The 21,160-nt window shown below is 69.7% G+C and carries 20 protein-coding genes; 5 read left to right on the top strand and 15 right to left on the bottom strand.

What is annotated here, in order from left to right:
- Positions 1-105 precede the first annotated feature (105 nt).
- The 8 genes from lysS to C8K38_RS18705 all read right to left on the bottom strand — a co-directional run bounded on the left by lysS (position 106) and on the right by C8K38_RS18705 (position 7,088).
- Positions 106-1,617, bottom strand: coding sequence for a lysine--tRNA ligase (lysS, locus tag C8K38_RS18740; RefSeq protein WP_097212920.1), 1,512 nt, complete (start codon positions 1,615-1,617; stop codon positions 106-108).
- A 22-nt stretch (positions 1,618-1,639) separates the two neighbouring features.
- A complete protein-coding gene (locus C8K38_RS18735) occupies positions 1,640-2,062 on the bottom strand; it encodes a rhodanese-like domain-containing protein (RefSeq protein ID WP_097212919.1) in 423 nt (140 codons plus the stop codon).
- Positions 2,059-2,625, bottom strand: coding sequence for a cysteine dioxygenase (locus C8K38_RS18730; RefSeq protein ID WP_097212918.1), 567 nt, complete (start codon positions 2,623-2,625; stop codon positions 2,059-2,061). The genes C8K38_RS18735 and C8K38_RS18730 overlap by 4 nt, the downstream gene beginning before the upstream one ends.
- A gap of 168 nt (positions 2,626-2,793) precedes the next feature.
- On the bottom strand, positions 2,794-3,609 hold the full coding sequence (locus C8K38_RS18725) for a type III pantothenate kinase (RefSeq protein ID WP_097212917.1): 816 nt from the start codon (positions 3,607-3,609) through the stop codon (positions 2,794-2,796).
- Between the two features lie 2 nt (positions 3,610-3,611).
- The gene (panD, locus tag C8K38_RS18720) at positions 3,612-4,052 is read right to left on the bottom strand and encodes an aspartate 1-decarboxylase (protein WP_027500490.1); all 441 of its coding nucleotides are present in this window, start codon (positions 4,050-4,052) and stop codon (positions 3,612-3,614) included.
- Between the two features lie 51 nt (positions 4,053-4,103).
- Positions 4,104-5,018: a pantoate--beta-alanine ligase gene (panC, locus tag C8K38_RS18715; RefSeq protein WP_097212916.1), complete on the bottom strand. Its 915-nt coding sequence runs from the start codon at positions 5,016-5,018 to the stop codon at positions 4,104-4,106.
- The gene (locus tag C8K38_RS18710) at positions 5,015-5,941 is read right to left on the bottom strand and encodes a Rossmann-like and DUF2520 domain-containing protein (protein ID WP_077042989.1); all 927 of its coding nucleotides are present in this window, start codon (positions 5,939-5,941) and stop codon (positions 5,015-5,017) included. The genes panC and C8K38_RS18710 overlap by 4 nt, the downstream gene beginning before the upstream one ends.
- 130 nt (positions 5,942-6,071) lie before the next feature.
- Positions 6,072-7,088, bottom strand: a complete 1,017-nt coding sequence (locus C8K38_RS18705) for a DUF6779 domain-containing protein (RefSeq protein ID WP_097212915.1) — start codon at positions 7,086-7,088, stop codon at positions 6,072-6,074.
- Between the two features lie 177 nt (positions 7,089-7,265).
- On the opposite strand from C8K38_RS18705, the gene C8K38_RS18700 reads away from it, so the two are divergent.
- Positions 7,266-9,581, top strand: coding sequence for an ATP-binding protein (locus tag C8K38_RS18700; protein WP_097212914.1), 2,316 nt, complete (start codon positions 7,266-7,268; stop codon positions 9,579-9,581).
- Positions 9,582-9,588: 7 nt separating this feature from the next.
- Here C8K38_RS18700 and C8K38_RS18695 read toward each other — a convergent pair whose 3' ends face one another.
- The 6 genes from C8K38_RS18695 to ftsH form a co-directional block, all read right to left on the bottom strand.
- Positions 9,589-10,056, bottom strand: a complete 468-nt coding sequence (locus tag C8K38_RS18695) for a DUF3180 domain-containing protein (RefSeq protein ID WP_097212986.1) — start codon at positions 10,054-10,056, stop codon at positions 9,589-9,591.
- Positions 10,057-10,072: 16 nt separating this feature from the next.
- Complete coding sequence (folK, locus tag C8K38_RS18690) at positions 10,073-10,579, bottom strand: 2-amino-4-hydroxy-6-hydroxymethyldihydropteridine diphosphokinase (RefSeq protein WP_097212913.1); 507 nt, start codon at positions 10,577-10,579, stop codon at positions 10,073-10,075.
- Positions 10,576-10,950 carry a dihydroneopterin aldolase gene (folB, locus tag C8K38_RS18685; RefSeq protein ID WP_077042992.1) on the bottom strand — a complete coding sequence of 125 codons (375 nt, stop codon included), beginning with the start codon at positions 10,948-10,950 and terminating at the stop codon, positions 10,576-10,578. The genes folK and folB overlap by 4 nt, the downstream gene beginning before the upstream one ends.
- The gene (folP, locus tag C8K38_RS18680; protein WP_077043927.1) at positions 10,943-11,779 is read right to left on the bottom strand and encodes a dihydropteroate synthase; all 837 of its coding nucleotides are present in this window, start codon (positions 11,777-11,779) and stop codon (positions 10,943-10,945) included. Before folP ends, folB begins: the two co-directional genes overlap by 8 nt.
- Positions 11,780-11,787: 8 nt before the next feature.
- The gene (gene folE, locus C8K38_RS18675) at positions 11,788-12,477 is read right to left on the bottom strand and encodes a GTP cyclohydrolase I FolE (protein WP_257017584.1); all 690 of its coding nucleotides are present in this window, start codon (positions 12,475-12,477) and stop codon (positions 11,788-11,790) included.
- A gap of 85 nt (positions 12,478-12,562) precedes the next feature.
- A complete protein-coding gene (gene ftsH, locus C8K38_RS18670) occupies positions 12,563-14,875 on the bottom strand; it encodes an ATP-dependent zinc metalloprotease FtsH (protein WP_097212911.1) in 2,313 nt (770 codons plus the stop codon).
- Between the two features lie 244 nt (positions 14,876-15,119).
- On the opposite strand from ftsH, the gene C8K38_RS18665 reads away from it, so the two are divergent.
- Positions 15,120-15,752: a maleylpyruvate isomerase family mycothiol-dependent enzyme gene (locus C8K38_RS18665; RefSeq protein WP_097212910.1), complete on the top strand. Its 633-nt coding sequence runs from the start codon at positions 15,120-15,122 to the stop codon at positions 15,750-15,752.
- 10 nt (positions 15,753-15,762) lie between these two features.
- Here the strand turns inward: C8K38_RS18665 and C8K38_RS18660 are convergent, their stop codons facing one another.
- Positions 15,763-17,130: an amidase gene (locus C8K38_RS18660; RefSeq protein ID WP_097212909.1), complete on the bottom strand. Its 1,368-nt coding sequence runs from the start codon at positions 17,128-17,130 to the stop codon at positions 15,763-15,765.
- A gap of 202 nt (positions 17,131-17,332) precedes the next feature.
- Here C8K38_RS18660 and C8K38_RS18655 point away from each other — a divergent pair, with 202 nt between their 5' ends.
- The 3 genes from C8K38_RS18655 to C8K38_RS18645 are packed head-to-tail and all read left to right on the top strand — an operon-like array spanning position 17,333 to position 21,122.
- Positions 17,333-18,349, top strand: coding sequence for an ATP-binding cassette domain-containing protein (locus tag C8K38_RS18655; RefSeq protein WP_097212908.1), 1,017 nt, complete (start codon positions 17,333-17,335; stop codon positions 18,347-18,349).
- Between the two features lie 11 nt (positions 18,350-18,360).
- A complete protein-coding gene (locus C8K38_RS18650) occupies positions 18,361-19,149 on the top strand; it encodes an ABC transporter permease (protein WP_097212985.1) in 789 nt (262 codons plus the stop codon).
- Positions 19,149-21,122 (top strand): serine/threonine-protein kinase, encoded by a 1,974-nt coding sequence (locus C8K38_RS18645; protein WP_097212907.1) that lies wholly within the window; start codon positions 19,149-19,151, stop codon positions 21,120-21,122. The genes C8K38_RS18650 and C8K38_RS18645 overlap by 1 nt, the downstream gene beginning before the upstream one ends.
- Positions 21,123-21,160 lie beyond the last annotated feature (38 nt).

Here is a 21,160-nt window from a genome sequence, read left to right as displayed (position 1 = left end):
TTCAATGAACTGCAATTTTGCGCTTCCCCGCGCCGGCTGCGACGAGTCTACGCCCATTCCGACGGACGCAATACCGGAGAAAAGCAAATTAGCAATTGAAAGAGGTCAGCGAGCCGAGGGTCGCACAATTGGGAAGAGGATAGTTTCGCGGATACCCAATCCCGTCAACGCCATCAACAGGCGGTCGATCCCCATCCCGGTGCCCGTCGTGGGCGGCATTCCCTGCTCCATCGCGGCGAGGAACTCCTCGTCCAGGGCCATCGCCTCGTCGTCGCCGGCCGATGCCAGCCGCGCCTGGTCGACGAACCGCTCGCGCTGGATCACCGGGTCGACGAGTTCCGAGTAGCCGGTGGCCAGCTCGAACCCGCGCACGTAGAGGTCCCACTTCTCCGTCACCCCCGGCTCACTGCGATGCTGACGGGTCAGCGGCGAGGTCTCCACCGGGAAGTTCCGGACGAAGGTGGGCGCGAAGAGCTGGTCGCCGCACTGGTGCTCCCACAGCTCCTCGACGAGCTTGCCGTGGCCGTAGCCCTTGTCCTTGGGCACCTCGAGTCCGACCTTCTCCGCGAGGGCCAGCAGTTCGTCGACGGTCATCTCGGGGGTGACGGACACCCCGATCGCCTCGGACAACGACGGGTACATCTCGAGCGTCTTCCACTCGCCGCCGAGGTCGTACTCGGTGCCGTCCGCGAGCGTCACCAGCTGGGTACCGAACGCGGCCTGCGCCACCTCCTGGATCAATTCGCGGGTCATCGTCGCGGAATCGTCGTAGGTGCCGTACGCCTCGTAGGTCTCGAGCATCGCGAACTCCGGCGAGTGCGTCGAATCGATGCCCTCGTTGCGGAAGTTCCTGTTGATCTCGAAAACCTTCTCGATACCGCCGACGACGCATCGCTTCAGGAACAGTTCCGGGGCGATACGCAGATACAGATCGATGTCGAGCGCATTCGAATGGGTGATGAACGGGCGCGCCGCGGCGCCGCCCGCCAGCGTCTGCAGCATCGGGGTCTCCACCTCGAGGAACCCACGCCGCTCGAGCGCGTTGCGCAGCTCACGGACCACCGCGACGCGCTTGCGGGCCATCTCCCGCGCCTCGGGCCGCACGATCAGGTCGGCGTAGCGCTGACGGACCCGCGACTCCTCGTTCATCTCCTTGTGCGCGACCGGCAGCGGACGCAGCGACTTCGAGGCGATCTGCCAGGCGTCGGCCATCACCGAGAGCTCACCGCGGCGAGAGCTGATCACCTCGCCATGCACGAAGACGAAGTCGCCCAGGTCGACGTCCGACTTCCACGCGGCCAGCGCGTCCTCGCCGACGGAGGCCAGGCTGATCATGGCCTGCAGCTGGGTGCCGTCGCCCTCCTGCAACGTCGCGAAGCAGAGCTTGCCGGTGTTGCGGACGAAGATCACCCGGCCGACGACGCCGACCTCGGTGCCCGTGGCCGTGTCCGGCTCCAGGTCAGGATGCTGCGCGCGCACCTGTGCGAGCGAGTGGGTGCGCGGCACCGAGACCGGATAGGCCTCCTGCCCCTGCGCCAGGATCCGGTCCCGCTTCTCTCGGCGGATCCGGAGCTGCTCGGGGGTGTCATCGGCCGGCTGGATTGCTGCATCACTCACGGGTGACCAGCATAATGCGCCCTCAGTGAGCGGCGACGGCCGCGGCCTCCCGAACGTAGTGCCGGGCCCTGGTTGCGACGCCGAGCAAGCCCGCGGAACGGAGCGCCTGGTACCCGCCGACGAGGTCGGTGGCCCGGTGCAGACCCAGTTCCTGCAGCGCCGCGGCCGCCAGGCTGGACGTGTAGCCCTCCGAGCAGACCACGATCCACTCGACGTCGTGGTCGGCGGCCAGCGCGATGCGCGCGCTGCTCGCCGGGTCGAGGCGCCACTCGAGCACGTTCCGTTCGATCGCCAGCGCGCCCGGCAGCGCGCCCTCGGCGGCACGCTGGGCCTGCGGCCGGATGTCGACGATGATCGCGCCGCGGGCGACGGCCTCGGCGACCTCGAACACGTACATGCGGCGGAAGCTGCCGCGGGCCTTCTCGAGCATCTCGTCGATGGTCATGCCGACTGTCCTTCCGGGAGATCGGTCAGCTCGGTGCGGGTACGCCGCAGGGTGCCCTGATCGGTCACCTCGTAGTAGGACATCGCCGAAAGCGGCGGCGAGTAGGCGTGCACGCTCAGCGTCGGAGCGGTCGGACCAACAGCGTCGCCGGGGGCCTGCATGACGTCGTGCACCCAGCCGAGCGGGAACGAGGCCTGATCGCCTGCGTCGAGCGTGCGGTACTTCAGTTCACCGCCGCTCCAACGATATTCGGCCAGCACACCGCTCAGCACGGTGAGCGCGCCGAGCGATCCGGCATGGTCGTGCAGTTCGGTCGCGAGGCCGGGAGCCCAGCTGATCAGCCAGACGTCGACGTCATCGTCGGCGTGCAGGCGGGTGGACCAGCGCTCGTCCGTCGGCCACGACCCGGTACCGGGCAGCAGATCGGCGAAGCGGCCGTCGAGCACGTCCTGCGCGCCCTGGTCGGTGATGCGCAGCAGGTCGGCCGGCCGCAAACGGCTCGGCGAGGACAGCGCGTTGACTGGTGATGGCACCAAAGAAGAGACCACAGATGTGGAAAGCATGGGAGAGACTCCAGGAGGGTGAATTGGTCAAGGCCGTTGTGACGTGCCTCAACGAATCGAGGCGGCGTTCAGCCTCGACAACACTCCTGAGCAACCATGCGGCGATTCACGGCAACCAGTGTGGCACAGAACTCCGGATTGGCAAACCCTCCGGCCATCGGCTGGCTGTCAGCCGACCGGCGGGTGCTTCGCGGCCCGTCGGGCCTGGTTGCGCTCGTAGACGATCCGCAGCCCCTCGAGCGCGAGGTCCCGTTCGATGTGCGCGATGGTCTCCGACTCCGGCATCACCAGGGGGGCGCTCTCCCCCGTGGCGATCACGTTCACGTCGTTGCCCGCGAACGCAGGCACCTCGGCGCGCACCCGTCGCACCAGACCGTCCACCAACCCGGCGAACCCGAAGATCGCCCCGGCCTGCATGCACTCGACGCTGTTCTTGCCGACCACCGCCCGCGGACGCACCAACTCGAACTTCCGCAGCGCCGCCGAGTGCGAGGCGAGTGCGTCCGTCGAGGTCTCCAGACCGGGCGCGATCGCGCCACCCAGGAACTCGCCCTTCGCCGAGACCACATCGACACAGGTCGCGACCCCGAAGTCCACGACGATGCACGGTCCCCCGTAAAGGTGGTGCGCGGCAAGACTGTTGACGATCCGGTCGGCCCCGACCTCCTTCGGGTTGTCGACCAGCAGCGGCACCCCGGTTCGCACACCGGGTTCGACCACCACGTGCGGGACGTGCTCCCAGTAGCGGGACAGCATCACCCGCAGTTCCCGCAGCACCGACGGAACGGTCGACAGCGCCGACACACCCACGATCTGGTCCACGCTCTCGCCGAGCAGGCCCCGCAGCATCCAGGCCAACTCGTCCGCCGTCATCCGCGGATCCGTGCGCATCCGCCAGTCCCGCACCAACTTCGAGTGGTCACCCGCGCCGGCGAACAACCCGAGTGAGATGTTGGTGTTGCGGACGTCGACGGTGAGCAGCACGGCTACACCAGCGCCGAGGCGTCTTCGAGGGTGGAGAGCATCCGCGGCGTGATCAGGCCCGACCCCTCGGGGGCGTGCGCCGGGTCGGCACCGAGCTCGATGGCCTTGTTGTCTGCGTCGACGAAGACCACACGCGGCTGGTAGTCGCGGACCTCCTGCTCGTTCATCACGCCGTAGGCGATGAGGATGACCAGGTCGCCGGGATGAACCAGATGCGCTGCCGCACCATTGATCCCGATCACCCCGGAGCCACGCTCACCCGCGATCACGTAGGTCTCGAGGCGGGCGCCGTTGTTGATGTCCACGATGCACACCTGCTCGCCCTCGAGCAGGTCGGCGGCGTCCATCAGGTCCTGGTCCACGGTGACCGAACCGACGTAATGCAGGTCGGCGTGGGTCACGGTGGCGCGGTGGATCTTCGACTTCATCATGGTGCGAAACATGTTGTGTCCTTCGGGTCTGGCTGGAAATCAGGGTCGGAAGAGGGGGCGCTCTTACCCCGCCGCTGTCGTCTGCGTGGTGCGGGAATCCTCTTCCCGTTCGAGGAATCCGGTGCCGACGGCGACGCCGACGTTGTCGATCAATCGGGTGTTACCGACCTTGGCCGCGACGAGCAGCCGCCCGTCCCCGCGCTCGGGCGCGGGTCCCAGGTCGACGCCACGGACCTCGAGGTAGTCGACCTCCACCTCCGGGGTCGTCGCCAGCACCTCGCGGGCGGTGGTGAGGATCGCCTCGGCTCCACCGGCCGCCGCGTGCGCGCCCGCCACCAGCGCGGCAGAGATGGTCGCGGCCGCGGTGCGCTGGGCCTCGTCGAGGTACCGGTTCCGCGAGGACAGCGCGAGGCCGTCCTGCTCGCGCACCGTCGGGACGCCGTAGACCTCGACGTCCAGGTTCAGGTCGCGGACCATCTGTCGGATCAGCGCGAGCTGCTGGTAGTCCTTCTCACCGAAGTACGCGAGGTTGGGTCCGACGATCTGGAACAGCTTGTTCACGACGGTCAGCATCCCGGCGAAGTGCGTCGGGCGGCTGGCGCCTTCGAGCTCACTGCCCAGAGGACCCGGGTGGATCATGGTGCGCCTGCCCGCCGGGTACATCGCGGCCGCCGACGGTGCGAACACCAGCTCCACCCCGGCCTCGCGCAGCAGTTCGAGGTCCCGATCCAGGGTGCGCGGGTACGCGTCGAGATCCTCGCCCGCACCGAACTGCAACGGGTTGACGAAGATGGACACCACCACCACGCTGCCGCGCAGCTTGGCCTGGCGGACGATCTCCAGGTGACCCGCGTGCAGCGCGCCCATGGTCGGCACCAACGCCACCTGGCGCCCGACGCCGCGCAGCGCCTTGGTGACCTTGGTCAGCTCGGCGGGTTCGTGGTGCACGGTCAGTTCACCGCGTGTGTAGCCGTTCACGAGCGGCCCTCCAGGATCTCGATCAGTTCGGGCTTGGACCCGGTCCGCTGAGCGGACCGGAGCGAGAGGGCGCGGTAGCCGGCCGCGATCCGGGGGTCGACGTCCTCGAGGACCCGGAGGTGGGTCGCGACGGCCGCGGCGTCGCCGCGGGCCACCGGCCCGGTCAGCGCCGCCGGACCGCGCCGCAGCGCGTTGTCAAGGGCGGCCGACAGCAGCGGGCCCAGCACCCGCTCGGCCACCCCGTTGGGCTGGTCGTCGACGAGCTGCTGGCCGAGGAGTTCGTCCCCCGCCAGGGCGACGCGGAGCGCGGCGACGGCGTCCACGACCAGGGTGACCAGGTGATTGCTGCCGTGGGCGAGAGCCGCGTGGTACAGCGCACGGGCCTCCTCGCGGACCCGGACGGGCTCCCCACCGATCTCGAGGACCAGGGACTGCGCGATCGCGTAGCCGATCTCATCCGCCGCGGTGATACCGAAACACGCGGAGGACAGCCGCGCGGTGTCCTCGTCGTGCCCGGTGAAGGTCATGGCGGGATGGATCGCCATCGGCAGCGCGCCGAGGGCGGTCAGCGGCTCGAGCACACCGACGCCGTTGGCGCCCGAGGTGTGTGCGACGAGGGTGCCTGGCTTGACGGAGCGGGTGGCGGCCAGGCCGCTGACCAGCCCAGCGAGCTCTGCGTCCGGGACGGCAAGCAGCAACAGCTCGCAGCGCGACGCCACCTCGGCGGCGGGCAGGATCTCGGTCTCGGGAAGCCTGGTCTCGGCCCGGCGAATCGACGCGTCGGACACCGCGGAACAGGCGACGACGATGTGGCCGACGCGCTCGAGCGCGGCACCGATCGCCGTTCCCACGCGTCCCGCCGAGACGATTCCGATGGTCAATCGTGCGGGCGCGGGGTCTTGAGTGATCTCGGAGGAGGTCACCGTTGTCCTCTCGTTCGTTCCAGTCCCGCAGGGCGGGTACCAGACGTTCACAGCGAGGATAGCCGCCGCGCCGGGACGGCCGCCATGGCGGAACAGAGTGATCTAGGGCACGCCCCCTGAGGGGATCGGCTCAGTCGCGACGACGACGACCGGACCTCGGCCCGTCCGTCTCGGGCTCCGGGGTCTTCATGTTCGCCATGATCTCGGCGACCGAGAGCCCCGTCGAGTGCGCGCCTGCAGGAACGGCCTGCTCACCCTCGGCCTCGGCCGCGGGCTCCGACTCCGCTGCGCGCCGCCGCGCCCTGCGGGACGAGACCTCGTCCGTGGGCGTAGGCGTGGGCTCGGGCGACGGCCCCGGCTCGGGCACCGGAACGGGCTCCGGTTCGGGCAGCGGTGCGGGTTCCGGAGCGGGCGGCACCGGCTCGGGAACCGGGATCGGAGGCACCGGCTCGGGCGGCGGCTGCGTCGCGGCGGGCTGAGGGGCCTGGCGCGGTGGGGGCACCTGCCTCGGGATCGGGAACGCCTCTGCCGAAGCGGCGGGCTCCGGCTCGGACTCGCCGACGACCATGACCTCGGCGGTGACCGGATCGTCGTCCGGTGTGGCGAACGTCGGCCTCGCGCCTGGGGTGGCCGCGTACGCGGGGTCGGGGGTGAACGTCTTCGGCCGCGCCGGGCTCGCCAGCTCCGGGATCCGGCTGGCATCGGCCTGCAGCGCGACCCGGTCGACCGGCAGCCTGCCCTCGAACAACACCTCGAGGCTGCCGCGCAGCGCCGCCAACTCCGCCCGCAGGGCCGCGATCTCGGAGACATCGAGATTCGCCTCATCGCGGACCTTGGCCTCGACGCCCATCTCGTACTCGCGCCTGGCGGTGATCTCACGCTCGAGCTGCAACTCGTACACAGTCTGCAGATCGCGCACCTTCGCCTTGTCGGCGGCCGACTCGCGGCGGTACTTGGTCATCGCGATGGCCGCGATGACCGCCGCCCAGAGTGCGACGACCAGGCCGACACGCAGCAATTGGACGCTGTTGCTGAAGATCATGAACAGGCTCGCGATCACCGCCAACGCCACCAGCGCGGCGACGAACATCTGGCTCGTGCTGCGCTTGTACCGCCGAAGCGAGCCCGCGCGACCAGAAACCGTCATGCAGCCGAGGATAGCCGTCCGGACCGACCACCCGCCGTCGCAACGGGCCGAGCCCGTGTCCGGCCGGAGCGGACTCGGTGGAATTCGGGAGGGATGTCCTGAGCTGAGACGACCCGGGGATGTGCGGCCGAACGGTACCGTAGCCAGAGGGGACCACGAGACGAGAGGGACGGTGCGATGCCGCCCGCCACCCGGGCCAAGGTCATCGGGAACCTACCCATCGAACCGACGAGCTTCGTCGGGCGTCGGCCCGAACTCGCCGAGGCCAAACGGCTGCTCTCTGTTGCCCGATTGGTGACACCGACCGGGATCGGCGGCGTCGGGAAGACCCGTCTCGCACTACGGGTGGCGGAGGACTCGCGTCGCGCGTTCGAGGACGGGGTGTGGCTCGTCGAGTTCGGGGAGCTCCAGGACGAGGCGCTGGTACCCGACACCGTCGCCACCGCGTTGGGCCTCCGGGAACATCCGGCGCACCCGCCGCTGGTCCTGCTGACCGAGTACCTGGCCACCCGCACCCTGTTGTTGGTGCTGGACAACTGCGAGCACCTGATCGACGCGGTCGCGAAGCTCACGGATTCCCTACTCCGGTCCTGCCCGGACCTGCGGATCCTCGCGACGAGCCGGGAACCGCTCGTCATCGGCGGCGAGGCGGTGCTGCGGGTGCCCGCGCTGACGGTCCCCGATGCCACCCCGACGCCGCAGGCCCTGGCGGGCTCCGAGGCGGTGACACTGTTCGTCGAGCGCGCCGCCGCGGCGCTGCCCGGCTTCGCTCTCACCGAGGAGAACCTGGAGGCCGTCGCACAGATCTGTCGTCAGTTGGACGGGTTGCCGCTACCGATCGAGTTGGCCGCGGTGCGACTGCGGGCGATGACCGCGGAGCAGATCCTGGACCGGCTGACCGACCGGTACCGGCTGCTGACCACCGGCAATCGCGGCGCGCCGACACGACTGCAGTCGCTGCAGATGAGCATCGACTGGAGCCACGAGCTGTGCACGGAGACCGAGCAGGTGCTGTGGCGCCGGCTCTCGGTGTTCGCGGGCAGCTTCGGGCTGGATGCCGCCGAAGGAGTCTGTGCGGGCGGGATGGTCGATCCGCGCGACCTGCTCGACGTGCTGGCCTCGCTGGTGGACAAGTCGATCCTGATCCGCGAGGAGGCAGGCGCCGCGGTGCGGTACCGGATGCTCGAAACCCTCCGCGAGTACGGGCGCGAGAAACTGCACGAAGCGGACGAGTTCGATGACCTGCTCCGGCGGAACAGGGACTGGTACGAGGGGCTGGTGCTGGGAGCACGCTCCGAGTGGATCGGCCCCCGACAGCCGGATCTGATGGTCCGTATCGCCAGGGAGCAACCGAATCTGCGCGAGGCCATGCAGTTCAGTGCGACCGAGCCCGGCGGGGCGGACCACGCCCTGCGGATCGCCATCGCCCTGTTCCCGTTCTGGCTCTCCCGTGGCCTGCTCAGCGAGGGGCGATACTGGCTCGACCGCGCACTCGGCCTGCCCGGAGAGGTCCCGACCGCCCATCGGATCAAGGCGCTGTGTGCCGACTGCCTGCTCACCAGCAACCAGGGCGACATCGCCGCAGGGACGGCACAGGCGGAGGAGGCGCTCCAGCTCGCCGACGAACTCGGCGATCCGGGCACCCGCGCGCTCGTGATGCACGCTGCCGGGTACCTGGCCGCCTTCAGCGGTGATCTCCCCCGCGCGGTGGCCTGTCTGGAGGAGGCCCTCGAGGTCTTCCGCACGCAGGGGAATCCCATCCGACAGATCTCGACCCTGCTCGGACTCGCCGTGGCGTACGGGTTGCTCGACGATGCCGCTCGTGCCATCGAGTACCAGGAACAGGCCCTCGCGATCAGCGAGGCCACCGGCGAGTTCGTCTACCGCGCCTACGCGGTCTGCGCCCTCGGGCTGGCGCTGTGGAAGACCGATCCGCAGCGGGCGGACGGGCTGCTCGAGAAGGGCCTGCGGCTCTCCCGTGAGGCCGACGACATGCTCGCGACCGCGATGTGCGTGGAGGCCAAGGCATGGACGGCCATCGTCACGGACCGGGCCCGCCGTGCCGCGCTGCTGTTCGGCGCGGCGCGGACCATGTGGCAGCGGGTGGGTAGCCCGGGAGCGGTGGTCCCGAAGCTGGAGTCGTACCACGAGGAGTGCGAGCGACGGACCCGAAGGGCGCTGGGCGAGCAGGCGTTCGAGTCGGCCTTTCGCAGCGGCGAGCGCTGGACGGCGCAGGAGACGATCGCGTTCGCGCTCGGGGAGGACCTCGGCGAGGAGAATCCGCAGCCGGCGGGTGCTGCGACGGCCCTGACGCCGCGCGAACTCCAGGTCGCCGAGCTGGTCGCGCAGGGCCTGACCAACAAGGCCATCGCCGCCAAGCTGGTGATCGCGCAGCGGACCGCGCAGGGACACGTCGAGCACGTGCTGGCGAAGCTGGGATTCAACTCCCGCACGCAGATCGCCGCATGGGTGGTCGAGCGTCAATCCGGCTGAGCCGCCGCTAGACTGCAGGCTCGTCCGGCGGTTCGTCCGGGGCCTTGCAGCAGTGCTCGAGCCAGAGCGCCGCGGCGACCAGCGCCACGCCCGCGACAAGACCGACGACGGTGCCAGCGGTGTCATCGGACGCCGCCTGAACCGTCGAGCGCTGCGGCAGCAGATACAGGAGCAATCCGAGCCAGACACCTGAAGTGGCGGCCCCCACCAGCGCCGAAGCCTTGGCCAGCGCCACCGCCCGCGCCGCGGTGATGGGGTGGAGCTGGCGCGGGCCCTGCCCGAGCTGATGCCCCCTGACCCGCGAACGGATCATGAAGGCGACGCCCATCTCGATGGCGGCGACGGGATAGAGCGAGGCGCCGGCGAACAGCGGGATCGGCGGGAGCGACCCATAGAAGGCGCGAACCAGCAGCCAGGTCGCGATGGCCGCGAAGGCCGCCAGCCCGAGCAGGTCCCGGATCCGGGTGGTCGACATCACCGGCGCACCACCGTCACGGCCGCACCAACCGGAGCTCGGTCCGCCGCACCCCGTCGCGCTCGGTGGCGTCGAGGTCGCCGAGCAGCTCTCGGGCGGGCACCCTGGCTCCCCGCACGGTCAGCGTGGCATCGGGGTCGATCTCCAGCCACGGGACGAGCACGAACGCCCGCTCGTGGGCCCGCGGATGCGGCAACGTCAATTCCGGGTCGGCACTGACGAGGCCGTCGCAGTCGACCACGTCCACGTCCAGGCTGCGCGGACCCCAGCGCTGTTCGCGCACCCGGTCCGCGGCAGCCTCCAGCTCTTGCCCGAACCGCAGCCAGCCGCGGCAGTCCAGCTCGGGATCGTCGGCGATCAGCGTCGCGTTGAGGAAATCCTGCTGCTCGACGCCGCCCCACGGCGCCGTCGCGTACACCCCGGACACCGCGACCAGGCGATCGCCGAGCGCGTCGACGACGGATCGCAGGTTCTCGAACGGGTCGCCGAGATTCGACCCGATGGAGAGCACCGCGCGACTCATCCGCGCAGGCCCTTGCGGGAACGGCGCGCCACGACGGCGACGTCGACGAAGGTCAGCGGGATCGGCGCCGACGGCTTGTGGACCGTCACCTCCACCGCGTTCACCCGATCGTCGGTCAGCACCGCGTCGGCGATTTCCCCCGCCACCGTCTCGATGAGGTCGCGCGAGGGGCCTGCCACGATCGCGGCCGCGGTCTCGGCGAGCTCGCCGTAGTGCATGGTGTCGGCGAGATCGTCCGAGGCCGCGGCGGGCGCCAGGTCCATCCACACCGTGACGTCGACGACGAAGTCCTGGCCGTCCCGCTTCTCGTGCTCGAAGACGCCGTGATTGCCGCGGACCCGCAACCCGCGCAACTCGATTCGATCAGCCATCGTGCTTCTCCTCAGCCGCGCTCCACGCGTTCACGACCGCGATCGCGTCGAGGGATCCCCGTGCGTCGTGCACCCGCACGCCCCAGGCGCCGCCGCGCGCGGCGAGGGCCGAGACGACGGCCGTTGCGACCTCGCGTCCGTCGGGTGCGCGGTCGCCGTGTTCATCCGCGAGCAGGCTGCCGAGGAAGCGCTTGCGGGAGGCCCCGATGAGCACCGGGAAACCCAGCGCGTTGAGCCGTGGCAGCGCGCCGAGCAGCGCCCAGTTGTGTTCGGCGGTCTTCGCGAATCCCAGCCCGGGATCGAGGATCAGCCGGCTCGGATCGACGCCTGCCCGAACCGCGAGGTCGACCTGGGTCAGCAGTTCCTCGCCGACCTCCGCCACCACGTCGTCGTAGTGTTCCACCCCGCCTGCGTGCACGTATTCGCCCGCGGAGCGCCAGTGCATCAGGATCCAGGGCAGGCCAGCGTCCGCCATCACCGCGGCCATCGCCGGATCGGCGCGGCCACCGGAGACGTCGTTGACGATCGTGGCCCCCGCCTCGATCGCGGCCGCGGCCACCGACGCGCGCATGGTGTCGACGCTGACCGTGATCTTCTCGGCCGCCAGGGCCGCGATCACCGGGCGGATGCGCTCGGCCTCGACCACCGGATCCACCCGCGCCGCACCGGGCCGGGTCGATTCGCCGCCAACGTCCACGATGTCCACGCCCAGCCGGCTCAGCTCGAGGCCGTGCTCGATCGCGGCGTCCTGGTCCAGGTAGCGGCCGCCGTCCGAGAACGAGTCGCTGGTGACGTTGAGGACTCCCATCACCACGCAGCGGCCCGGCATCGGCACCGTCACTTGCGCAGGATCAGGTCCAGAGCCTCGGAACGCGAGGCGGCACTCGACTGCAGCAGACCGCGCACGGCGGAGGTGGTGGTGCTGGCGCCCGGCTTCCTGATGCCGCGCATGGCCATGCACAGGTGCTCGGCCTCCACCACGACGATGACCCCGCGGGGATCGAGCTTGCGCACCATCGCGTCGGCGATCTGACTGGTCAACCGCTCCTGCACCTGCGGACGCTTCGCGTACAGGTCGACCAGTCGCGCGAGCTTCGAGAGCCCGGTGACCCGCCCGGTGGAGCCCGGGATGTAGCCGACGTGTGCGACGCCGTGGAACGACACCAGGTGATGCTCGCAGGTCGAGTACATCGGGATGTCGCGGACCAGCACCAGTTCCTGGTGTCCCTCGTCGAAGGTGGTGTTGAGCACCGAATCCGGATCCGTGTAGAGGCCCGCGAAGACCTCCCGGTATGCCCGGGCCACCCGGGCCGGGGTGTCGAGCAGACCCGGCCGATCCGGGTTCTCGCCGACCGCGATCAGCAGTTCACGAATCGCGGCCTCGGCGCGCGGCTGGTCGAAGACCCGCCCGGTCTCGACGCACTCGAGCGGCGCCGCGGCGACACGCTCCGGGGCCTCCGCTGCGTCGCGTTCCTGTGACGTCGATGCGTCACGGGAATTCGCACCACCGAGTTGATTGACCGACACGCGACCGAACCTCCACTCTCGCCGACCGTTACCCACCGACCACGCCGTGCGACGCGATCAGTGGGTAAGCCTAGTTACCGCCGGACTACTGCTGGCCGTTCGGCCCTTCCCAGCGCTCGGTTGCCGGCCCGCCCTCGTCCTCGGGCTTCTGCGGCGGACTCCACTGCGGATACCCGCCGTACGGGTTCTGCGGGTTCTGGGCGTGCTGCTGCGGCTGCTGGTGCTGCTGGTGCTCGCCCGCATCCCGCGGCGGCCAACCGGGCGCCGACCAACCGGCAGGCGCGCCGTAGTCCGGCATGGTGCCGTGCTGGGGCTGCTGCTGTCGCGGGTCCGGGTACGGCTGGTAACCGCCGCCGTTCGGAGCCGGCATCGGGTAGCCGTTCTGCGGACCCGGGACCGGAGCCGTGGGCGGAACCGTCTCGCGGGGCTTGCTGAAGGTCGGCTGCCGCACCGAGTCGTCGGGCAACGGCTCACCGCGCTCGATCGCCAGCTCACGCGGCGTCTTCACCGGCGGCTTGTCGGACGGCGTCCGACCACCGAAGTCGTTGAACGCGGTGATCCGGGGTCGCTTCTCCACACTCGAGAAGATCTGCTCCAGATCCTTGCGGGTGAGGGTCTCGCGCTCGAGCAGCTCGGTGGCCACCACGTCCAGCAGGTCGCGGTGCTCGTTGAGGATCGCCCACGCCTCGGTGTGCGCGGCCTCGATGAGGTTGCGCACCTCCTCGTCGATCTCCCTTGCGACCTCGTGTGAGTACTCGGAGCTCACCCCCATCGACCGGCCGAGGAACGGATCGCCCTGCTCCTGCCCGTAGCGGACCGCACCCAGCTTGGCGCTCATGCCGTACTCGGTGACCATCGCGCGGGCGATCTTGGTGGCCTGGTCGATATCGGACGATGCACCGGTGGTCGGCTCGTGGAAGACGAGCTCCTCGGCGGCGCGGCCGCCCATCGCCATCACCAGCCGGGCGATCATCTCCGAGCGGGTCATCAGGCCCTTGTCGTCCTCGGGCACCGTCATGGCGTGTCCGCCGGTGCGACCGCGGGCCAGGATGGTGACCTTGTAGATCGGCTCGATGTCCGGCATCGCCCAGGCGGCAAGGGTGTGCCCGCCCTCGTGGTACGCGGTGATCTTCTTCTCGTGCTCGCTGATGATCCGGCTCTTGCGGCGCGGGCCGCCGATGACGCGGTCGACCGACTCCTCGAGCGCCGCCTCCGTGATCAGGGCGCCGTTCTCGCGTGCGGTCAGGAGCGCGGCCTCGTTGATGACATTCGCCAGGTCAGCGCCCGACATACCGACGGTCCGCTTGGCCAGGCCCTCGAGGTCCGCGTGCTGATCGAGCGGCTTCCCCTGCGAATGCACCTTGAGGATCGCCCGGCGGCCCGCCAGGTCCGGGTTGCTCACCGGGATCTGCCGGTCGAACCGGCCAGGACGCAGCAGCGCCGGGTCGAGGATGTCAGGACGGTTGGTCGCGGCGATCAGGATGATGCCGGTGCGGTCGCCGAAGCCGTCCATCTCGACCAGCAGCTGGTTGAGGGTCTGCTCGCGCTCGTCGTGTCCGCCGCCGAGGCCTGCGCCACGCTGACGGCCGACCGCGTCGATCTCGTCGACGAAGATGATGCATGGGCTGTTCTGCTTGGCCTGCTCGAACAGGTCGCGCACCCGGGAGGCACCGACACCGACGAACATCTCGACGAAGTCCGAGCCCGAGATGGTGAAGAACGGCACCCCGGCCTCGCCCGCGACGGCCCTCGCGAGCAGCGTCTTACCGGTTCCTGGCGGGCCGTAGAGCAGGACGCCCTTCGGGATCTTCGCGCCGAGCGCCTGGTAGCGGGCCGGGTTCTGCAGGAAGTCCTTGATCTCGTACAGCTCTTCGACGGCCTCGTCGGCGCCTGCCACATCCGCGAACGTGGTCTTGGGCATGTCCTTGGTGAGCTGCTTGGCCTTCGACTTCCCGAAGCCCATCACGCCGCCGCGGCCACCGCCCTGCATCCGACCCATCACGAAGACGAACAGGCCGAGCAGGATCACCATCGGCAGCACGAACAGCAGGATCGAGGTCAGCCAGCTCTCCTGGCTCACCTTGGTGTTGTACTTCTCCACGCCCGCGTTCTGGACGGCGGTGAAGATCTGCTCGGAGGCCGCGCTCGGGTACTTCGCGAGGATCTGGTTCGAGTTGTCGGTCGCGTCGTTGCCCTGCTTCAGCGTCAGGCGGAGCTGTTGCTCGCGGTCGTCGATCTGCGCATCGGTGACGTTCTTCGCGTCGAGTTGGGCGATGGCCACCGAGGTGTCGACGTTCTTGTACCCGCGGGTGTCGTTACCGAAATAGCTGAACGCGTAAATGATCAGCAGGATGCCGGCGACAATCGCCAGGTTGCGAAACACAGTCTTGCGATTCATACAGGTTCAGCCTCTGCAGGCCAGTCCTTTCCAGTTCCGGTCGAGCACAGTGCGCCGGGTTCCGGCTGCTCACCGGAGGTTCAAGGTTACCGCGACCGCCGCGGGCAGTGTCCGTTAGCGCGGGCATCGGCGCGGAGCAGCTGTCGCAGCGGCTTCTGCCAAGTAGAACGCGCGGGCACAGCGGATGGTTCCGTGAGCCCCGCCACCGCGGGCGGCCGGATCCGGATGTCGATAGGCTGCGGCCATGACGCTGCCGTACCCCGAGGTCCTTGCGGAGATCGAGCGCTCGCAGGCGCGGCTGGAGGCCGCGGTCGCCGAACTGTCGGACGAGCAGGCCAGGGGCGACTCCCTGCTGCCGGGCTGGAGCCGAGGTCACGTCGTCACGCACCTCGCTCGCAACGCCGACGCGCTGAACCGGCTGGCCGCCGGTGTGTTGTCCGGGACCCGGCCCGAGATGTACCCGGGCGGGCGGGAGGCACGGGGCGCCGCCATCGAGGAGGGTGCGGACCGCCCCGTCGAGCTGCTGGACGCCGACCTGCGATTCGCCGGGCGACGGGTGATCGAATCACTGCGGAAAATCGGGGCCGACCAGCTCGACACCCCGGTGTCGTGGCGCAAGCCGACCGCAGCACGCGGCATCCCCGCGCTCCGCTGGTGCGAGCTCGAGATCCATCACGTCGACCTCGGCACCGGATACACCGCCCCGGATTGGCCCGACGCGTTCGTCGAGGAGATCCTGACGCGGGATCTGCCCGAACTCGCCGAGGCGGCGCCCGAGGTCGTGCCGCCGGAGCTGCCCCGGGCCGAGCTGCTGGCCTGGCTGGTCGGCAGGCCGACGCGCGCAGGGCTCCCCGAGCTGCCGGCCTGGCCGTTCTGACCCGCCGCTCTCACACGGCCGCGACCTGCGGCCAGGGCTGCAGCGCCTGCAGCTGCGCGGCCAGCGCGAGGATCCGCGCCTCCCCGCCCGGCGGCGCCGCGATCTGCACACCCAGCGGGGTGCCGGACTCGGGGTGCATTCCCACCGGCACGGTCACGGCCGGCCAGCCGATCAGGTTCCAGACCGGGGTGAAAGGCGCGAAACGCACGGCCGCCATGACGTTCGACGGCCAGGACCGATCGCTCCAGCCGTGCGCCGCCATCGGCGGCCTGGCCAGCGTCGGGGTCAGCACCACGTCGAAATCCGCGAAGAACGCCCACATCGCGGCCTCCATCTTGTCCACCTGCCGAGCCCGGACGAGCCTGCGCATGGCGTGCCCGACCGCGATGTGCGTCCGGGTTCGCGCTTGCAGCAACGTGTGGTCGAGCCCCTCGGCGTAGGCGGCCGTGCCCGCAGTCCAGCGCGACACCAACGGAATCGGGCTCCTCGGGTAAGGCAGCTTCGCGGGCATGACCGTGTGCCCGGTCTCGCCGAGCACCTGTGCGGTGCGCTCTGCCCCGGCCCGCCAGTGCCGGTCCACTGGCGTCAGCGGGCTCGGCGAGCCTGCTGCCACCGCGACGCGCAGCCGCCCCGGATCGGCGAGCTCCGCCAACTCCGGGCGGTCCGCCATCACCGACAACAGCAACGCGGAGTCCTCGACGGTCGTCGTCAGCGGACCGTTCTCCGCCATCCCGAACCAGTTCTCACCCAGCTCGCGAGGCACAAGGCCGCTGCCGGGTTTGATGCCCACCAACCCGCAGGCGGCGGCCGGGATCCGGATCGAGCCGAGACAATCCGATCCGTGTGCCACCGGCACCATCCCCGCGGCCACCGAGGCGCCCGCGCCGCCGGATGACCCACCCGCCGTCAGCTCGTGGTTCCACGGGTTCTTGACGATCGAATCGTGCGAATCGGTCGACGGCCACACACACAGTTCGGACAGCCTGGTCATGGCCACCGGAACCGCACCCGCCCGGCGCAACCGATCGAGCACGGGATGGTTCTCGGTCGAGGCCTCCGCAACGGTGGTCGCGGATCCGTTCCCCAGCGGATGCCCCAGGATCGGGATGTTGTCCTTGATCGCGATGGGCACGCCCGCCAAGGGCAACGCCGACAGGTCCGGCCGCCCGGCGAGGGCCGCGGCCTCCGCACGCGCCTGCTCGCCACGCACGATCACGAACGAGTCCAGCTCGGGATCACGTTCTGAGATCCGCCTCAACGCGTCCTCGACCGCGTCGATCGGCGACAGCGCACCCGAGCGCACCCCGGCCGCGATCGCGGCAGCGGTGAATTCGAGTCGGGCGCCGGTGGACAGGGTCTCCACCGAAGGGTTGGACATACGCGATAACCGCCTCACCTGGTTGGTTCACTCGATCCTCCGGCCTCACGGCACGCGTCGCCAGGGACCCAGGGGTTGGGATCGACCACCCCATGGCAGGTTCCCAAGACCCGCGTATGGAGCGAAAACGGTTGCTGCCACCGGACCGGAGTGCGATCGTTGCAGGGCAAGCCCCAACCATCCACGTCACGCGGAGGTAGGCATGGCTGATGCAATCGTGGCCGAGGGACTGGTCAAGCGGTACGGCAAGGTGGTCGCCCTCGACGGGCTCGACCTCGCGGTACCCGAGGCCACCGTCCTCGCGCTACTCGGACCGAACGGTGCCGGGAAGACGACGGCGGTGCGCGTGTTCACGACACTGCTCGAACCCGACGAGGGGCACGCGACCGTCGACGGACTGGACGTGGTCGCCGACGCCAAGGACCTTCGCTCCCGGATCGGTGCATCCGGCCAGTACGCGGCGGTGGACGAGTACCTGACCGGCTTCGAGAACCTGGAGATGGTCGGGCGCCTGTACCACCTCGGCACCAAGTTCAGCAGGGACCGGGCGCGCGAGCTGCTCGATCAGTTCGACCTCGTTGACGCCGCCGACCGCCCGGTCAAGGGGTATTCCGGCGGTATGCGCCGCCGCCTCGACCTGGCCGGGGCGCTGGTCGCGAACCCGCCGGTGCTGTTCCTCGACGAGCCGACGACCGGGCTCGATCCCAGGGCGCGACTCGGCCTATGGGACGTCATCGACGAACTCGTCTCTGGCGGCACCACGCTGCTGCTCACCAGCCAGTACATGGACGAGGCGGACCGGCTTGCCGACTCCATCGCCGTGGTCGACCACGGCAGGGTGATCGCGAGAGGCACCTCGGACGAGCTCAAGGACCAGGTCGGCGGGGAGCGGATCGAGCTCGCCCTCGACCCGGGCGCCAGCCTCGATGACGCGCGGGCGGCACTGACCGCGCTGGCCGACGGTGAGATCCAGGTGGATCAGCACGCGCGCCGGATCACCGTTCCGGTGGCCGACGGGTCCAGCGCCCTCGTCGCCGCCCTTGGGAGCCTGGCGGGACGGAACGTGACGGTCACCGACGTCGCCCTGCGCAGACCCACCCTCGACGACGTGTTCCTCGCGCTGACCGGCCACCAGGCCGAGCAGGCCGGGAACGGAGCCGACAAGGCCGATGTCGGCAACCAGAGCAGCGAAGGTCGGCATCGGGAGCGTGCGTCGTGAACGGGCTGGAGATGGCGGTCCGCGACGGGGCGACGATCGCCAAGCGCAACGTCATCAAGATCAGGCGGGTGCCGGACCTGCTGATCTTCACGACGCTGTCGCCGATCATGTTCGTGTTGCTGTTCGCGTACGTCTTCGGCAGCTCCATCGAGGTGCCGGGGATGTCGTACAAGGAGTTCCTGATCGCGGGCATCTTCACCCAGTCGGTCATCTTCGGCGCCACCTGGACCGGGCTCGGGCTCGCCGAGGACATCCAGAAGGGGTTCATCGACCGGTTCCGGTCGCTGCCGATGGCCCAGTCCGCGGTGCTCGTCGGGCGCACCACCAGCGACGTGTTGATCAACGTCGTGAGCCTGGTCGTGATGTCGCTGGCCGGACTGGCGGTGGGCTGGCGGATCCACACCTCCGTGCTCGAGGCCGCGGCCGCCTACGTGCTGCTGCTGCTGTTCGCCTACGCCCTGTCCTGGGTGATGGCCGTGGTGGGGCTGTGGATCCGCACGCCGGAGGTGTACAGCAACGCCAGCTTCATGGTGATCTTCCCGCTCTCGTTCATCGCGAACACCTTCGTCCCCACCACGAATCTGCCCCCGGTGCTCAAGGTCATCGCCGAGTGGAACCCCGTCTCGGCGGTGACGCAGGCGGTCCGCGAACTGTTCGGCAACACCAACCCCGCACTCGTGGTACCGGACGTGTGGCCCCTGCAGAACCCGGTGGTGGCCTCCCTCGCCTGGATCGTCGGGATTCTCGTGGTGTTCGTGCCGTTCGCGATCCATCGCTACAAGAAGGCGGTCAGTCGCTGATGGACCCGACCGTTCGGTCGACGCCCGAGGCGACGGTCGCGGCGGACTCGACGGGTGATTCCTACCCGCGCATCCTGTCCCCCGAACGGATCGACGACGAACGCTCATCGTCGCTCGGTCCGAGCGAGGCGGTCGGCGACATCGATGTCGACGTCGGACAACGCATCGACGACTTCGACCTGCTCATGAGGCTCGGTCGCGGCGCGTTCGCCCGGGTCTTCCTCGCCCGGCAACGCTCGATGCACCGGCTGGTCGCGGTGAAGATCTCGCGAGACCACGGCACCGAACCGCAGACGATGGCCCAGCTCGACCACGACTACATCGTCCGGGTCTTCGACCAACGCCAACTCGAGGGCCTCGGGGTGAAGCTGCTCTACATGCAGTACGTCCCCGGCGGCACCCTGCTCGCCGTGTTGCGCCGGATCCGGAAGGCCCCGCAGGAGCCACGAGGTGGCCAGGTGCTGCTCGACGCGATCGACAGCGAGCTCGAGGCCAAGGGCGAGATCAGGCCGACCGACTCCAGCGTGCGGGCCGAGATCGCCGCCCTGTCCTGGCCGGAGACGATCGCCTGGCTGGGCAGGCGCCTCGCCGAGGCGCTCGACCACGCGAGCAGGCACGGCGTGATCCACCGCGACATCAAGCCGGCGAACGTGCTGCTCACCGCGGAGGGTGTCCCCAAACTCACGGATTTCAACATCAGCTTCAGCAACCGCCTCGACGGCATGAGTCCGGTCGCGTACTTCGGCGGCTCGCTGGCCTACATGTCGCCGGAGCAACTGGCTGCGCGGCACCCGAACAAGCCCGGGACCGCCGCCGACCTCGATACCCGCAGCGACATCTTCGCGCTCGGCGTCATGCTGTGGGAGCTGCTGACCGGCAAACGGCCCTTCCGCGACGCGATCGACGCCGACGAGTCGGACGCCTCGCTCGGCACCATGCTGGATCTGCGCAGACATCGGATCGACCCGCAGATCCAGGCCGAGCTGCCGCCCGACTGCCCGGCCACCCTGCGCCGCGTACTGCTGACCTGCCTCGAACCCGACCCGCGGGACCGCTGGCCGACGGGCGCGGATCTGGCCCAGCAATTCGAGCTGTGCCTGGATCCGCAAGCCCGCGACCTGGTCGATCCGCCGCCCGGCAGCTGGCGGCTGCGGCTGCGCCCGTGGGCGGTACCGATCATCGTGGCCGGGATCCTTGTGCCCAACGCTTTGGCCGGCCTCTACAACTACACGCACAACCGCACGCTGATCGTCAGCAAGCTGTCCCTGGCGGCGCAGGACCATTTCGGGCAGATCCAGCTGGTCATCACCGTGATCACCTTCCCGCTGATGGCGGTGCTGCTGGCCTCCCTGTGCAGGCGCCCCATCCGGGTGTCGCGGGCGTTGGCGCGCGGCCGTGTCTTCGACGCCAGGACCCTCGGCCGGGCCCGGACCGACGCCCTGCTGCTCGGCGACCGGGTGGTGGTCCTCTTCTTCGCGGCCTGGTGGGTCGCGACCGCCGTCAACCTGATCCTGCTGCATGTCGCCGGCGGATCGATCCAGCCGGGGGCGTACCTGCACTTCCTCGCCTCTACCGTGGTGTGCGGCGCCATCGCGGTGGCCTACCCGTTCTTCCTGGTGACCTTCTACGTCGTGCGCTGCGTGTACCCGGTGCTGCTGCCGCCGGGCATCATCAGCGGCATCGACGCCGGGCTGCTGCGGGGGCTGGAGCGGCGCAGTACCCGCTACCTGGCCGTCGCCGCCTCCATCCCGTTGGTGGGGATCGCCGGGGCGACGTTCCTGCCCGTCGACGAGCTGGGGGCGGTCGTCGTGCCGATCCGGGTGCTCTGCCTGGGAGCGATCGTCGCGTTCGTCGGGGCCTACTGGATGTTCCGGCAGCTCGAGCAGGACCTGCACGCACTCGAACGAGTGGTGTCGGGCGAACCCGGTCCCGCATTGAGCCTCCGCGCTCACACCCCAGCGGCGCTATCCTGACGAGGGGCTTCCCTCACGACATCGAGCGCCGCAGGCGC

Origin of the sequence: Rhodococcus sp. OK611 (assembly GCF_003050885.1) — a bacterium.
Classification (GTDB): domain Bacteria; phylum Actinomycetota; class Actinomycetes; order Mycobacteriales; family Mycobacteriaceae; genus Rhodococcus_G; species Rhodococcus_G oryzae.
This window is presented reverse-complemented; position numbering and strand designations above follow the sequence as displayed.

Bases quoted from the DNA above. Each gene is read 5' to 3' on its own strand.
- C8K38_RS18735 (WP_097212919.1), bottom strand. From the start codon at position 2,062: ATGACCATCGACGAGATGCTCGAGAAGGCCCGCGGCAGCTTCCGCCGC.
- C8K38_RS18730 (WP_097212918.1), bottom strand. From the start codon at position 2,625: ATGCTTTCCACATCTGTGGTCTCTTCTTTGGTGCCATCACCAGTCAAC.
- panD (WP_027500490.1), bottom strand. From the start codon at position 4,052: ATGTTTCGCACCATGATGAAGTCGAAGATCCACCGCGCCACCGTGACC.
- C8K38_RS18705 (WP_097212915.1), bottom strand. From the start codon at position 7,088: ATGACGGTTTCTGGTCGCGCGGGCTCGCTTCGGCGGTACAAGCGCAGC.
- C8K38_RS18700 (WP_097212914.1), top strand. From the start codon at position 7,266: ATGCCGCCCGCCACCCGGGCCAAGGTCATCGGGAACCTACCCATCGAA.
- C8K38_RS18695 (WP_097212986.1), bottom strand. From the start codon at position 10,056: ATGTCGACCACCCGGATCCGGGACCTGCTCGGGCTGGCGGCCTTCGCG.
- folK (WP_097212913.1), bottom strand. From the start codon at position 10,579: ATGAGTCGCGCGGTGCTCTCCATCGGGTCGAATCTCGGCGACCCGTTC.
- folB (WP_077042992.1), bottom strand. From the start codon at position 10,950: ATGGCTGATCGAATCGAGTTGCGCGGGTTGCGGGTCCGCGGCAATCAC.
- folP (WP_077043927.1), bottom strand. From the start codon at position 11,779: ATGCCGGGCCGCTGCGTGGTGATGGGAGTCCTCAACGTCACCAGCGAC.
- ftsH (WP_097212911.1), bottom strand. From the start codon at position 14,875: ATGAATCGCAAGACTGTGTTTCGCAACCTGGCGATTGTCGCCGGCATC.
- C8K38_RS18665 (WP_097212910.1), top strand. From the start codon at position 15,120: ATGACGCTGCCGTACCCCGAGGTCCTTGCGGAGATCGAGCGCTCGCAG.
- C8K38_RS18660 (WP_097212909.1), bottom strand. From the start codon at position 17,130: ATGTCCAACCCTTCGGTGGAGACCCTGTCCACCGGCGCCCGACTCGAA.
- C8K38_RS18655 (WP_097212908.1), top strand. From the start codon at position 17,333: ATGGCTGATGCAATCGTGGCCGAGGGACTGGTCAAGCGGTACGGCAAG.
- C8K38_RS18650 (WP_097212985.1), top strand. From the start codon at position 18,361: ATGGCGGTCCGCGACGGGGCGACGATCGCCAAGCGCAACGTCATCAAG.
- C8K38_RS18645 (WP_097212907.1), top strand. From the start codon at position 19,149: ATGGACCCGACCGTTCGGTCGACGCCCGAGGCGACGGTCGCGGCGGAC.